The organism is Peribacillus sp. FSL R5-0717, from assembly GCF_038002945.1.
GTDB classification, from domain to species: domain Bacteria; phylum Bacillota; class Bacilli; order Bacillales; family DSM-1321; genus Peribacillus; species Peribacillus frigoritolerans.
Map to the genome: position 1 here is coordinate 5,032,826 of NZ_JBBOOF010000001.1, position 15,446 is coordinate 5,048,271.

Annotated in this window: 11 protein-coding genes; 4 read left to right on the forward strand and 7 right to left on the reverse strand. The window is 39.0% G+C overall.

The annotated features are described in order from the left end of the window. Window positions 1-225 precede the first annotated feature (225 nt). Window positions 226-1,218, forward strand: coding sequence for a D-cysteine desulfhydrase (locus NYE65_RS24135; RefSeq protein ID WP_340861889.1), 993 nt, complete (start codon window positions 226-228; stop codon window positions 1,216-1,218). 612 nt (window positions 1,219-1,830) lie between these two features. On the opposite strand, the gene NYE65_RS24140 is transcribed toward NYE65_RS24135, so the two are convergent. The 5 genes from NYE65_RS24140 to NYE65_RS24160 form a co-directional block, all read right to left on the reverse strand. Then, entirely contained in the window at window positions 1,831-3,462 is a 1,632-nt protein-coding gene (locus NYE65_RS24140; RefSeq protein ID WP_340861890.1) for an amidohydrolase, read from the reverse strand. Window positions 3,463-3,503: 41 nt separating this feature from the next. Beyond that, on the reverse strand, window positions 3,504-4,847 hold the full coding sequence (locus NYE65_RS24145; protein ID WP_340861891.1) for an APC family permease: 1,344 nt from the start codon (window positions 4,845-4,847) through the stop codon (window positions 3,504-3,506). Window positions 4,848-5,079: 232 nt separating this feature from the next. Continuing rightward, a complete protein-coding gene (locus tag NYE65_RS24150; protein WP_340862180.1) occupies window positions 5,080-6,699 on the reverse strand; it encodes an amidohydrolase in 1,620 nt (539 codons plus the stop codon). Window positions 6,700-6,732: 33 nt separating this feature from the next. Next, window positions 6,733-8,076 (reverse strand): APC family permease, encoded by a 1,344-nt coding sequence (locus NYE65_RS24155; RefSeq protein WP_340861892.1) that lies wholly within the window; start codon window positions 8,074-8,076, stop codon window positions 6,733-6,735. A gap of 489 nt (window positions 8,077-8,565) precedes the next feature. After that, window positions 8,566-9,447, reverse strand: a complete 882-nt coding sequence (locus NYE65_RS24160; protein WP_340861893.1) for a MerR family transcriptional regulator — start codon at window positions 9,445-9,447, stop codon at window positions 8,566-8,568. Between the two features lie 423 nt (window positions 9,448-9,870). On the opposite strand from NYE65_RS24160, the gene NYE65_RS24165 reads away from it, so the two are divergent. Together NYE65_RS24165 and sigH are read left to right on the forward strand one after the other, a co-directional pair. Further along, entirely contained in the window at window positions 9,871-10,374 is a 504-nt protein-coding gene (locus tag NYE65_RS24165; protein ID WP_340861894.1) for a DinB family protein, read from the forward strand. A gap of 609 nt (window positions 10,375-10,983) precedes the next feature. Further along, window positions 10,984-11,634 carry an RNA polymerase sporulation sigma factor SigH gene (gene sigH / locus NYE65_RS24170; RefSeq protein WP_340861895.1) on the forward strand — a complete coding sequence of 217 codons (651 nt, stop codon included), beginning with the start codon at window positions 10,984-10,986 and terminating at the stop codon, window positions 11,632-11,634. Window positions 11,635-11,866: 232 nt separating this feature from the next. Here the strand turns inward: sigH and NYE65_RS24175 are convergent, their stop codons facing one another. Together NYE65_RS24175 and NYE65_RS24180 are read right to left on the reverse strand one after the other, a co-directional pair. Continuing rightward, window positions 11,867-12,181 carry an iron-sulfur cluster biosynthesis family protein gene (locus NYE65_RS24175; protein ID WP_340861896.1) on the reverse strand — a complete coding sequence of 105 codons (315 nt, stop codon included), beginning with the start codon at window positions 12,179-12,181 and terminating at the stop codon, window positions 11,867-11,869. 212 nt (window positions 12,182-12,393) lie between these two features. Further along, on the reverse strand, window positions 12,394-13,302 hold the full coding sequence (locus tag NYE65_RS24180) for a LysR family transcriptional regulator (RefSeq protein ID WP_283930666.1): 909 nt from the start codon (window positions 13,300-13,302) through the stop codon (window positions 12,394-12,396). A gap of 316 nt (window positions 13,303-13,618) precedes the next feature. On the opposite strand from NYE65_RS24180, the gene NYE65_RS24185 reads away from it, so the two are divergent. Further along, window positions 13,619-15,436 (forward strand): assimilatory sulfite reductase (NADPH) flavoprotein subunit, encoded by a 1,818-nt coding sequence (locus NYE65_RS24185; RefSeq protein WP_340861897.1) that lies wholly within the window; start codon window positions 13,619-13,621, stop codon window positions 15,434-15,436. Window positions 15,437-15,446 lie beyond the last annotated feature (10 nt).

A 15,446-nucleotide genomic window follows, 5' to 3' on the forward strand; every position in this document is an offset into this window, starting at 1 on the left:
AGAAAAAACGGAAGCACTAATAGTAGGTTTTGATATCATTTTGCCCTGACGAATGATGTATATGAAAATTCTTTTTTACAGATAACCATGCTAGAAGGGAGATTCATGTTGCTCGATTACATAAAGATGCTATGATTGAAATCGAAGCTTATTTTAAACGAAAGAGAATATCAGATTGATATTTTCTTTCTTTAATATACATAGAGGAAGCAGGAGGAGTTATTAATGAACTTAGCACAATTTCCCAGGAAACGATATACACCGACATATACACCAGTTGAGAGACTGGATCATTTTTCTGAAGTTCTTGTGGGCCCATCCATTTACGTTAAACGAGACGATATGCTTGGTCTGACGGCAGGCGGAAATAAAACAAGGAAACTGGAATTCCTTGTTGCCGATGCATTGGACAAAGGCGCGGATACATTGATTACATGTGGAGGCATTCAATCAAATCATTGCCGCTTGACACTAGCTGCTGCGGTTAAAGAGAAAATGAAATGCATCCTTGTGTTGGAAGAGGGCCTTTCAAATTCTGAACCGGATTTTAACGGTAACTATTTTCTCTACCATTTATTAGGCGCTGAACAAATCAAAGTAGTGCCTAATGGAGCTGACTTAATGCAAGAAATGCAAAAAGTGGCTAAAGAGGTGACAGAGAAAGGGCATCAACCTTACATCATCCCGGTTGGGGGATCGAATGTCATTGGTGCGACGGGATACGTTGCATGTGCTCAGGAGATCTTGGCCCAGTCCTTTGAGCAAGGAATTGATTTGAAAGCAGTTATTTGTGTAAGCGGCAGTGGAGGAATGCATGCTGGTTTGGTGGCAGGATTTCATGGAAATCACAGTGGAGTATCGGTAATTGGAATAAACGTAAGCAGAGGGAAAGCTGAACAAGAAGAGAAAGTTTTTCAGCTTGTTAAGGAAACTTTAACACATATCGGCATTCCGAATTCACTTCCTCGTGAGGCTGTTACGTGTTTTGATGAGTATGTCGGCCCGGGTTATGCTTTGCCTACACCTGAAATGGTGGAAGCAGTCAAGCTAATGGCAAGAACGGAAGGGATACTGCTGGATCCGGTATATACGGGGAAAGCGGCAGCGGGACTCATCGATTTAATACAAAAAGGCACCTTTAAGCCGGAGGATAACATTCTATTTGTTCACTCTGGCGGTGCTTCATCGCTATACGCCAATACGTCTCTCTTTAATTGAGATTTTACTAACCAACTGGTTCACCGGCACCAGCTGGTTGGTCTAAAGTAATCATTTCAAGTTGATCTCGTTGAATAGAATGATGTTTCGAAAGCATCCTCATTACCTCAAGTTTTTAATAGATCTATTTTAAAACAAGGCTCTTTTCGTAAAGATTGATGTTTTTAAAATGAAACTACTTAAGGGTGATTGGAGCGGAATTGTGAGACTCCTGCGGGAGCAGCGGGACAGGTGAGACCCCACAGGCGTTTACGCCGAGGAGGCTCACCGCCCGCCCCGCGGAAAGCGAGCATCTGGAGGGGAAATCAACCACAACTCACTACCTGGTAAATAGCAACAAAGTATGTGAAAACAGCCTAAAACAAAAAAGACTGTAGGGAAAAGTGTTCTATCTAAAAGGTAAAGTTATTGGAACGGAAGGTACGAGACTCCTTCGGGAAAAGCGCGCCCCACAGGCGAAAGCCGAGGGCGGACCGCCCGCGGAAAGCGAATGCCCTACGTTCCCAATCAACATCCAAATTGTGCAAGACATAAAAAAGGACAACTCGATTTTGAGTTTGTCTACAGTCTGAGAGGATTCTACAGTTGTAGAATCCTCCTTTAATAATGATGTTACTTTTCGATTAAAGACGTCGTATGATCAAAAACAACTTTCCCATCAACGATCGTTAGCTGTACCTTTGTATTGGGAATTTCTTCTACTGGTATTTCAAAGAGATTTCGTTCTAATACTACGATATCAGCAAGTTTTCCCACTTCTAATGTTCCCAATTCCTTCTCCCTAAAGGAACCATAAGCTGATCCGGCTGTATAAGCTTTCAATGCTTCGGAAAGTGTGATGCGCTCATGTGGATGCCATACCGTTTTTCCGCTGCTGTCGATTCTCGTTACTGCCCGATAGATTTGCAGAAGCGGATCAAGGGTATCGATTGGGAAGTCCGTTCCGAATGCCAATTTCGCTCCGGCTTCTTGCAGTGTATTAATCGAGAAAACATACTTTTCTCGTTCTGTACCAATCCGCTCGGTATAAACACCTCTTTCAGACATCGCAAAGTGATCCGGCTGCATTGAAGCGGTCACGCCTAGCTCTTTGAAACGATGAATATCATCAGGGTGGATCACTTCAATGTGTTCAACGGAATGACGCGAATCTCGTTTACCGTTTGTCTTTTGCGCTTCCTCATAGGCATCTAAAGCAAGGCGAATCGCTCCGTCGCCAATTGCATGAAAACGAATGCAGAAGCCTTCTTTATCAGCATCAGCGACCCATTTTTTGATTGTTTCAGGAGGGAACGATGATTCACCTCGTGTATTCGGTTGATCAGCATAAGGTTCAAGTAAATAAGCGGTACGGGCTGTAATGACGCCATCGATAAATTGTTTAAGTCCTGACACACGAAGTTTGTCCGATTGATACGTATCTCGTAATTTTTTGACACGTTCAAGATTGCCATTTAAAGCTGGCCATAAATGAATACGGGCAGTTAAATCTCCATTGTCTTCAAATTCTTTGAAAACATCATAATCATTAAGCATTTCCAATGCTTCGATTGCAAATAAGTCGTGGACGGATGTTACTCCTAAACCAGCCGCATGAGTGAGGAAATTCGTGAAAAGTTCTCTCTTTTGTTCTTTTGTAAAATCATAGGCATGGAGGATAACCGCGTCCATTGCTTTTTCGTATAAAAGTCCATTAGGTTCCCCATTTTCGTCTTTTCCAATCATTCCATACGAAGGGTTTTCCGTATGACGGGTAATATTAGCGATTTCAAGTGCCTTTGAATTTACCCATGCGTAATGACCTTCGGCGTGAAACATAAGCACCGGACGGTCGGGGAGAATGCGGTCCAATGAAGACCGATTCGGTAATTGCTGCGTATCCCAATATCCTGCATCCCATGAAGTCCCGATTATCCAAGGATCTTGCGGGCGCGATTCGGCAAATTCACGAATCATTTCCAACGCTTCTTCTTCTGAACGGGATGGGAATAAATTGGCACTATTCATCGAAACAGCCCCATCCATCATGTGAAGATGGAAATCATGAAAACCCGGTAGAATTAATTGGTCATTAAATTGATGGATTTTGGTATTCTCGCCTGAATAAGGTTTAACCTCCTCTTCAGAACCAACCGCAATGATTTTATTGTCCTTAATCGCAATTGAGGCGGGCTCCGGTTGATCAGAAAGTCCTGTAAATACAGCATTACTTGAAATAATTACATCAGCTAGTTGTTGATTCATTATCTATCATTCCTTTCAATTCTATAGAATAGCTTCTATTATTAAGCCTGTTCAATGGCAAGCTCAGGAGGCGGCTGTCTAAACATTTTTGTAAGGTTAAGAAGGTACACAAATCCGATCGCAAACCAAGTTCCTCCCAGTATTAACGAATAGATGTCTAACTTTATCCAAAAGAAACCTGTAAGAGAAGCACCAATTAACGGAATGATAAGGTACCGAATGGCCCCCATTAAGGAACGCTGCTTTTTTCGGAAATAATAGTGAGCGATAACCGAAAGATTAACGAAAGTAAAAGCGAATAATGCACCAAAATTTATAAGAGATACGGCAGTTGTAAGGCTTAAGAAAAGTGCGCTTAGAGCAACGCCTCCTATAATTAATATGTTGAAGACAGGTGTACGATATTTAGGAGAAAGATATCCAAATATTTTGGCAGGAAGTACACGTTCACGTCCCATTGCAAATAAAATACGTGAAGCACTTGTTCCTGACGCAATAGCTGATGAAAAACTTGACATGATTCCTTCAGCAAGCATATAACTTATCAAAAAGTTCCCCCCGATATACATTGCAATTTCCATATAGGCAGCTTCCGGGGCATTAAATGATTGGTAGTCTGGCCAGACAAGCTGTAAAAAGTACGAACCGATAAAATAATATAATCCACCAATGATCGTTACAAGATAAATGGCCCTAGGTATGGATTTTCGCGGGTTTTTCGTTTCTTCAGAAAGAGTTGTTACTGCATCAAACCCTAAAAAGGAAAAGCATAAAATAGGGATGATGGATAGGAAGCCTGACATATTTATATTTGAATCAATAAACGGGAGGATCGAAAAAAGCGTACCTGCACCTTGACCATTTAAAAGCCCCTTTATTGAAAAAATGGTGAACAACGCAAGTGTTCCGAATTGCAAGAATAGAAGCCCCATATTAAGCTTAGCCGCTACCTTAATACCGAGAATATTTATAATCGTAACCGTGACGATAAAGAGAATAATCCAGACGTACATAGGAATTATAGGGAAATAGGCTTTCATTGCAATTCCTAACAATAGAGCACTGATCATTGGACTGAACATATAATCCAGTATAATGGTCCAACCTACGAGAAAACCAATGTGAGGACTTAGGGATTTTTGCGTAAACGTATAGGCTGCACCCGCATTTGGAAAGGCTTTGACCATTTGCGCATAGCTGTAGGCTGTAAATAGCATAACGATAAAGGCAACGATATAAGCAGTAGTGATCATCCCGTTCGTGCTATGAACAGCAACTCCATATGTTGAAAACAAAGTAGTTGGGGCCATAAAGGCCAAACCAAAAAACACAACATATTTTAATGGAAGTGAACGTTTAAGAGTTGGTGAGTTTGAATTATTCATATATCAGTCCCCCTATTTAAATGGCTGCATCATAGTCATTCTTTATTCCAATACCATACTGATTCTGCAAAGCAGACCGATCTCCATGCCCAACTTTTCTATAGTTTTTATTTTCCATAGGGTGGTCTATTTTGGTATTGAATTTCTAAAAATAATAAGTTGCATTTTAAGTAAACGTTTGATGACAAAGATGTACATCCGCTAGTTGATCTCTTATTCCGAATCGTTTACTTTATCTTACTAAAGAACCGGCATAATCATAAACTACTTGACCATCAACCATTGTTAACAGTACCTTTATATCTGGTATTTCTTTCACAAGCACTTCAAAGAGATTTCGTTCCAAGACGATAATATCAGCAAGTTTACCTGCTTCCAATGTCCCTAATTCCTGCTCTCTAAATGTACCGTAGGCTGGGCCACTGGTATAAGCTTTCAATGCTTCGGCAAGTGTGATGCACTCATGTGGATGCCATACCGTTTTTCCGCTGCTGTCGATTCTCGTTACCGCACGATAAATTTGGAGGAGCGGATTCAAAATATCAATTGGGAAGTCCGTTCCAAAAGCCAGTTTCGCACCGTTTTTTTGCAAAGTATTAATCGAGAAGACATACTTTTCTCGTTCAGCACCAATTTGTTCGGTGTAAACACCTCTTTCAGACATCGCTAAGTGATCTGGCTGCATTGAGACCATAACACCCAGCTCACTAAAACGATGAATATCATCTGGATGAATAACTTCAATGTGTTCAACGGAATGTCGTGAATCTCGTTTACCATTTGTCTTTTGCGCTTCCTCATAGGCATCTAAGGCAAGACGGATTGCTCCATCTCCAATCGCATGAAAACGAATGCTGAAGCCCTCTTTATCTGCAGCAACGACCCATTTTTTGATCGTTTCAGGAGGGAAAGACGTCTCACCGCGTGTTTCTGGTTGATCCGCATAAGGCTCGAGTAGATAAGCTGTACGGGCGGTAATGACACCATCGATAAATTGTTTAAGTCCCGACACACGGAGTTTATCCGATTGATATGTCTCTCGCAATTGTTTGGAGTGCCCAAGATCGCCATGTAATGCAGGCCATAAATGAATCCGCGTTGTTAATTTACCGTTGTCTTCGAATTCTTTGAAAACTTCTAGTGATTCTATTGTCTTTAAACCATGTAAGTCATTGACAGCAGTCACCCCTAAGCTTGCTGCGTGTGCCAAGAAATTGGAGAAGATTTCATTTTTTTGTGAATTTGAAAAATTAAAGGCATGGCGGATAACCGCATCCATTGCTTTTTCATATAAAATACCATTGGGTTCGCCATTTTCATCTTTTCCTATAATGCCATAGAAAGGATTTTCCGAATGACGAGTAATATTAGCAATCTCCAAAGCTTTTGTATTCACCCATGCATAATGGCCTTCAGCGTGAAACATGAGTGCCGGACGGTCTGGAAGAATATGATCCAATGAATGGCGAGTCGGTAATTGTTGTGTATCCCAATAACCTGCATCCCAAGTAAATCCGATTACCCATTGATTTTCCGGTTTTGATTTAGCGAATTCGCCAATCATTTCCACCGCTTCATCTTCTGAGCGAGCGGCGAACAGATTGACACTATTGAGGGCAACGGCACCTTGCATGATATGAAGGTGGAAATCATGGAATCCCGGCATAATTAATTGGTCTTTAAACTGATAGATTTTCGTGTGCTCACCTGCGCAGTGTTTAATTTCTTCCTCAGTACCAATCGCAACAATTTTGTTGTCCTTAATTGCAATGGAGGCGGGTTCAGGTTGGTCGGAAAGACCTGTAAATACAGTATTACTTGAAATAATTACGTCAGCTACTTGTTGACTCATCATCAATCATTCCCTTCTTTTTTAGCTTTATTATTAAGCTTCCTCAAAGGCAAGCTCAGGAGGCGGCTGCCTGAACATTTTCGTTAAGTTTAATAGATAAATAAATCCAATAAGAAGCCAAGTTCCACCTAGTATTAGTGAATGTTTATCTAGATTTATGAAAAACAATCCAATTAGTGCTGCACCAGTAAGCGGGATAATCAAATATTGAATCGTTCCTTTAAAAGAGCTCTGTTTCTTTTGGAGAAAATAGTAAGAAACAACCGAAAGATTCACAAAGAAAAAGGCAAATAACGCACCAAAACTAATAAGAGATACAGCTGTTGTTAGATTTAAGAAAAGAGCGCTTAATGCAATCCCGCCAATGAGTAAAATATTGAACACAGGTGTCCGGTATTTCGGTGATAGATAGCCGAAGATTTTTTTCGGCAATACATTTTCCCTTCCCATCGCATACAAAATACGAGAGGCGCTCGTTCCCGATGCCACGGCTGAAGCTGTGGTGGAAGTTAGCCCCACTGCCACAAAGAAGCTCACAAAAATGTTTCCGCCGATATACATCGCGATCTCTAAATAGGCGGATTCAGGGTTAGTGAAAGAATGGAACTCCGGAAAAATTAGTTGTGCAAAATAAGAACTTGTGATAAATAAAAATCCGCCAATCATCGTTATGAAATAGATCGCTTTTGGCAACGTTCTCGTAGGATCCTTCGTCTCCTCTGACAGAGTAGTTACTGCATCAAAGCCTAAAAAGCTAAAACAAAGAATTGGGATAACAGATAGGAGAGACGGTGCACTAATTTCAGGATCATAAAAGGGAACGGTGGAAAATAATGTCCCTGTTCCTTTTCCTTCAAGAAGACCTTTAATGGACAAAATAAAAAATAGTGCAAACAATAAAAATTGTAAGGAAAGCATATACGTATTAAGTTTCGCTGCTAATTTAATGCCAAGGATGTTGACAGCAGTAATAATCACAATAAATAAAATGATCCAAACAAACATCGGAATGGATGGAAAATAAGCTTTCAATGAAATTCCGACGATTAGGGCGCTGATCATCGGGCTAAATATATAATCAATGATGATTGTCCAACCAACGATAAACCCTATATGTGGACTTATAGATTTTTGCGTAAACGTATATGCTGCTCCTGCTTTTGGGAACGCTTTCGCTAATTGGGCATAGCTATAAGCTGTAAATAACATGACAACTAAAGCAATGGCATAAGCCGTTGGCATCATCCCGCTGGTGCTGTCTACAGCAACCCCATAAGTTGAGAAAAACGTTTTTGGAGCCATGAAAGCCAATCCGAAAAAGACGACATACTTCAAAGTAAGAGTACGTTTAAGAGTTGGTGAATTCGTATTTTCCATTAATCAATCCTCCTTGTGAATTTTTTACTAACAATCGTACACATTCATTAATGTGCACATAGTGAATAAGCGGATTATTTAATTTAAAATTCAGTAAATTCAGTCAATGGAAAGATTATTTGTCTGGATTCATTTAAGGATAACCAATATAAATAGTAACTACTTGTAAATGGATACAACTTGAGCTCTGACTGAATGCTTTTAACCATTTTTTCATAATTGCCTGTCCTCCAATCGGCCGCACAGAGGAGTTGGTAAAGAAGAGTAGCATAATGCAAGGAACAACATGGCCTTGTCTTTTTGATTTCACACTTTTTAATAAAAGGTATCACTCCTTAGAACAAAATGATTTTTCAAAATAATGGTTTGCTGTTTTCATTTAGGAATGCATCACTCCATTCAAAATGTATAAATCCATTATAAAGTCTCGTCTAACACGAGAGTAAACAGCTTCGATACAAAAAAACAGCCTTCGAAATGATAATACTTTCATTTCGAAGGCTGTTTACTTGTTACTTTTTCTTGAATCGGAATTTGTATTTCATAATAAGCTTCATCATATTGATCGGTCAGAGAAACGTCAACCTGCATAATTCGAAAGGCGTCACCGGTAATAATATAGTCATGAGTATCGCAATAATGGAGTAGCTTTTTTAGCTGGGTTAGCATTTTCTCCCTTATAAGTCCTCCATAATAGGAACATAAAAATAGCCCTTTTTCAATTTTTTTGGTAGGTTGCTCTGACTCCTCACCCTGAACAAGAATGAATGATTGAGATTGATAGTCACTTAGGTTAGCGGAAAAGTCAGATGATTGACGAATTTCATCAAAATACTCTTTCTTGATGAAATCTCCAAATTTATTGCTGGCCAAAGCAGGAATGATTCCACCAATCTTGTTTTCGAGCTCCAAATATCCAAAATAAAGATTTTCTGTATCCGCCCAACTTACCGATCTGTCTAGCTGGATGTATTCCCGTTCTTCAAATTGTTTTATCACGATATCCGAATTCCTGTAACTGTTTGTGAAATGTTCAATATTGTATAATCGTGTCATCAAAATATTATGGATACCTTGCAATTTCTTAATTTCTTCCTGTATATTAGCCATTGATTTTTGAAGTGATTGAACCGACTTTTTGACATTGCGATCCGTAAGAAACTGCTTGATTTCTTCTAAGGAAAACCCGATGCTCCTTAACTCTTTGATCGTTCCGAGAACCTCATACTGGGAAATGGAGTAATAACGATAGCCAGTTTCGGGGTCAATATGAAAAGGCTTTAGCAATCCAATTTTATCGTAATGGCGCAACGTATCTACGGTTACACCTCGCAACTTCGCCATTTCTCCTATACTAAGCTTATTTTGCATGGCTTTTCTCCTAACCAAATACTGAATTTATATATATTAATAACATGATTTCCCCCTATTATAAAGTAGCGATTCCTGTTGTGTATAGCTAGTGGCAGGAATATTTGTAGAGCACCGCATTCATAAAATTGCAGTCACAAACTTACACGTCCAGTATTCGATTTAATCAGGGTTAACCATTTCAGCTCTTGAAATGGGTATACTTTTTTGGACTTAAAGGATCAAAATGCAGAAGAGGTTCAACAGTTTTTCTTTAAAACTTGTAACCAAAACTTCCAGGCGTCCAGTACAAAGCAAAAGCAATGGTTTTCTAATTAGAATGGATATTATTTATTGCATGTTTAATAAGGAATTTGTAATGAGGGAACATATGTTTTATAATGTACTTTAAGTAATTATCCATCGAAATAGGGGAGGTATTATATGTATATTTCAATTTCAGATTTTATTAAAGAATGGAATAAAGAAGCCATACTCACTCAAAATGTCTTGGATAGTTTGACTGATGAATCCTTAGAACAACAAGTTTATCCTGAAGGTCGCACTTTAGGAAGAATTGTGTGGCATTTCACGACGAATATTCCAGATTATCTAGCTCATTTCGGGTTAAAGATAGACCGGATAGAAAGTTCGGAAAACGTTCCAACTTCAGCCCGCGAAATTGCCATCACTTTTAAAAATGTAAGTTCTCATGCAGCCAAAATTATTGAACAACAATGGACAGACGAATCCCTGGGACAAATACAAGAAGCGTTCGGAAGACAGGAAACAAATTCTTCCATCCTTATGGGGCTAATCAAGCATATTGTTCATCATCGCGGACAAGTTACGGTTCTGATGCGTCAAGCAGGAATTAAACCTTCTGGGGTTTATGGACCGCCAAAAGAAGATTGGATTCATTTAGGTGTTGAAAATCCACCGCTTTAAGGACTTATGAATGCTTAAGTTAGGATCTTCTACATACCGGGACATTGGTGAATAATTAAATCCAGTACTCCATTTTATGACTGAGTTAATAATATGTTTTAGCATCCTTTGAAGGGTGCTTTTTTATTTTGCGAAAGAAGGGTTTAAATGAAATCAGCTAATTTATTAGAGACGATGTTTTAAACGCAACCCTTATTTTTCCATCTAAAGCTAATGAAGGTAGGATAGATTCGTTCTTCTCCTTTTGGTTAGGCTCTATTAAATCATTAGTGCAGAATAGTTCTTTAAGATTATTATTATCATCATGCTATTTGTAAGCCGCCATATGCTGAACCCCCGCCATAATTACCACAACCACCGGCACAACTATATCCGTCAATGATCAGGAGTTAAACAAAACGACTATAATGAAAAAATCTTTACCAAATCAATTAAAGCTGACTGAAAGTTTCTAGTTATAAATATCTGGATTTTGTTGAAAAATGTCGTTATTTGCGAATATCATTATCGTCATTTCTGAGATATTATAATATTGAATGCACTTTAATACATTGAAGTAATAATGCATTCTTTATATCGGGGCTCAATTAAGTGAGTGGGGGAAAATAAATGAGTGTAATCATCGAGAAGAAACAAATGGAAAACTATACTCATATGGAAGATGTAATGTTGGTAGGGAAAATCCATAATGGTGATGAGGATGCACTGGACTTTTTAATCAATAAATACAGATGTGTCGTTCAATCAAATGCATTGAAGTATTTTTTAACGGGTGGAGATAAGGAAGACGTCTTTCAGGAAGGGATGATTGGGCTATATAAGGCCATTCGAGACTACAAAAATTGCAAAAAGGCGTCTTTCAGATCATTTGCGGAACTGTGCATTACAAGACAAATCATAACGGCCGTTAAAGCGGCGATTCGCCAAAAGCATTCTCCCTTAAATAATTATGTTTCATTGTATATGCCTATCCAACAAGGGGAGTCGGAACAGGGTCTAATTGATCTAATCCCTGAACAGAGACAAAATGACCCAGTCACGATCTTAATAAAATCAGAAGAAATTTGTGATATTGAGCTAATTTTAACCGAAGTCCTTAGTGAGTTGGAAAGCAGTGTTGTGGACTTGTACCTGGAAGGAAAAACTTATTTAGAAATATCAAAGGAACTGAATGTTCAAAAAAAGACGATCGATAATGCACTTCAGCGGGTAAAAAGGAAGCTGGAGCGGCACCTCGAGTCCAGAAGAGTGGAAGAATAATAACAATTATTCTTTAAACTTTCGGTCATTATTAATTTGTAAAATAACATTGAAACAAATAATAGAATAGATAAAAGTACTTATTAAAGCATTTTCCTGGTAATGGAGCAGTTAGTGCAGTGCTATCCTATGGGAAATAAAATCCCTCTAGTTATCCTGCCGATAAAAAATTCTCTGAGTATAACCAAAAAAAGCCCACTGATACACATGGGCTTTTTACTATGTTCATTTTTTAATTCACTCTCTTCAATTGGAGATTATACCTCAATGTTTCATCTTCTGAATATAATTTGTATCCAAGTCCGTCACTGTAATTAAGGAAGACTTTATCTGGAAGATGCTTTTTAGACTCACTTGATATTAATATGGGGACCCCAGTAATTATGAATCTCTCATCATCTTCGTTCTTATTATCGATTTTCAATTCATGTTCCACATAAATTGAACAGCTTCCAACATAAATGGCTTCGATACGAACCCCTTCATTCTCTTTATAATTCATTTTTAATAGTTGTTCAATCGCTGCTTCTTTAATCTCAATATCCATGAAACCCGCTCCCCTATCATTTTTTATCTATACAATTCTCTATTCATTCGTATACCCAATTGTTTATAAGTTAATGTGCATAAGAATGTTTATTAAGTATAATAAAGCCGATATTCCCGATCATTTGGCTTATGTTGTTTAATAAAATCACAAATAAGTTCAAACACCATGTGTCTGTAACTCCATCTTTGGAATAGCTTTCTTTGCAATGATCATCCTATCGGCTTTGTTTTCATGGGCCACTTTTTGTTTAATTCAGTTATAAAAGTCTTTACATTTTTTTTATCTTTCATAATGGGGGAATAGACATAAGAAAGTGTCCTGTTAAAGGATTCATCTTTTACCTGAATGATAGAAATGATCTTATTTTGTACATCCCTTTCAATGACACTTCGGGAAAGCAGGGCCAGCCCTGAGCCGTTTTTTATAAGTGTTTCTTTAATTCCTTGATTGCTGCTTATCGTGAGTATCGATTTAATTTTCAAACCATTTGAACGTATGACATGGTTCAGGTATTCTCGTGTACCAGATCCAACTTCCCTCGTTACCCATGCTTGGTCATGTAAATCAGTAATCTCCACATCGTCTTTATTAGCAAGTTCATGATTGTTAGAAGACACAATGAATAGCTCATCTTGCATGAATGGGTGAACAGAAAGCTCTTTTTCATTAGTTTGACCTTCGATTAAACCAATATCCACTTTGTATAGCCGAACGGCTTGAACGATTTCTTCCGTGTTCCCAATTATCACTTGAAGTTCAAGTTCAGGATATTCCTCTTGAAGGTCGATGAGTAAAGAAGGAAGGATATACTCTCCTATTGTAAAACTTGCACCTATCTTTAATTCGCCCTTGATGGACCTATCGTGTTCCTGTATGTCTTGTCTGGTCTGTTCATAGATTGTGATCATTTGCTTCGCCCGGTCGTAAAGAATTTCTCCCGTTAAGGTGACTTTCAAAAATTTAGGAGAACGGAGGAATAATTTGGTTTGGAACTCTTCTTCTAATTTTTTAATATGCAAACTAACACTTGGTTGCGACATAAGAAGAATTTCTGCTGTTTTTGTAAAATTCTTGACTTCCACAAGGGTCACAAATGTTTTTAGAGCATCATAGTACATAGAAATTTCTCCTTATTATTAATATTCTTAATAGTTATAATAAATTATATATATTTTACTAATGATGTACCTTCCAGTAAAGTTTTAATGAGAAACTTATTTTAGGAAGAGTATAGGCTGGGAAAGCTATTGTCCTTTGTTGCGTGCTATGAACCTATATAACTGTATTTTTCATTTTTTTTGCAGTTAAAACCGACTTGGTCTATAGGAGTAAACGAGTTAATTAATTTATGGATCGAAATAAAATATTTAAACCCACTCGTTATACATAATAATCAACTAAGATAAGTTAATATCCCTTTGTGAGGTGGAAATCGTGCAACTTCAGGTAAGTAACAGTCCCTTTAATCAAGAGCAAGCAGAGCTCCTTAACAGCCTGCTGCCAAGCTTGACCGAAACACAAAAAATTTGGTTGAGCGGTTATCTGACTGCATCTTTGTCAGTTTCGAACACAAGTTCAGCCGACGCCCCGGTATTGGAAGCTCAAAGCGGCGGGAAGACAATATCAAAAGAAGTGACCATCCTGTATGGTTCACAGACGGGCAATGCTCAAGGGCTGGCAGAAAATGCGGCGAGTAAGCTTGAGGGTAATGGCTTTCAGGTTACCATTTCATCCATGAGTGACTTTAAAGTCAACAATTTGAAAAAAATCGAAAATCTTCTGATTGCCGTTAGCACGCATGGAGAAGGTGATCCGCCGGATAATACATTGTCTTTCCATGAGTATCTTCATGGCAGGAGGGCACCAAGCCTTGAGGGTCTCCGCTATTCGGTATTGGCGCTTGGGGACAGCTCATATGAGTTTTTCTGTGAAACGGGAAAACAATTCGATAAACGCTTGGAGGAACTTGGGGGGACACGGTTATTTCCGCGAATGGACTGTGACCTTGATTATGATGAGCCTGCTTCCGAATGGCTGGAAGGAGTCATTTCCAGTTTAAGTGAAGGGCAAGTCAGTTCTGCTGCTGCAGTTCCCGAAGCAAAAGCTTCTGTAGGTGAACAAACTTCTTATTCGAGAAAGAATCCGTTTAAAGCGGAAGTGTTGGAAAACATAAATTTGAACGGACGTGGCTCCAATAAAGAAACTCATCATCTTGAGTTATCTCTTGAGGGCTCAGGCCTTACATTCGAACCTGGTGACAGCCTTGGCATTTATCCGAAAAACGATTCGGATTTAGTGGATATGCTTCTTATGGAACTGGATTGGGATCCTGAAGAAACCGTGAAGGTCAATAAGCAGGGGGAACTTCGTCAGCTTAGGGAATCGCTCATCTCCGACTTTGAAATAACGGTATTGACCAAATCGCTCATTGAACAAGCGGCACAGCTTTCTGGTAATGAGGATTTAAAGGAGCTTTTAAAGCCTGGTAATGAAGAACGGTTAAAAGAATATCGAGAAGGCCGTGATTTGCTTGATTTTGTCCGTGATTTTGGTTCATGGGGTGAATCGGCGCAAGAGTTTGTATCGATACTTCGGAAAATGCCAGCCCGTCTGTATTCGATTGCGAGTAGTTTGTCCGCCTATCCGGATGAAGTGCATTTGACAATCGGAGCTGTCAGGTATGAAAGTCATGGTCGGGAAAGAAAAGGGGTCTGCTCAATTTTATGTGCGGACAGATTACAGCCAGGGGACTTGCTGCCCATTTACATTCAGCATAACCAGAACTTTAAGCAGCCAAAGAACCCAGATACGCCAATTATCATGGTTGGACCGGGAACGGGCATTGCCCCGTTTAGATCCTTTATCCAGGATCGCGAAGAAACGGAAGCGAAAGGGAAAACGTGGCTCTTTTTCGGAGATCAGCATTTCGTGACGGATTTCCTTTATCAAACTGAATGGCAAAAGTGGTTGAAAACAGGTGTACTTACGAAAATGGATGTGGCCTTTTCCCGCGATACGGATGAAAAGGTGTATGTTCAAGACCGGATGCGCGAGCAAAGCGGGGAATTATACGAATGGCTTCAAAAAGGAGCAGTTGTATACATTTGCGGTGACGAGAAAAACATGGCACATGATGTCCATAATACGCTTATTGAGATCATTGAAAAAGAAGGCAATATGAGCCATGCTGATGCGCAAGCTTATCTAGAAGATATGCAACAGAATAAACGCTATCAACGTGATGTGTATTGAAATTTAGAAG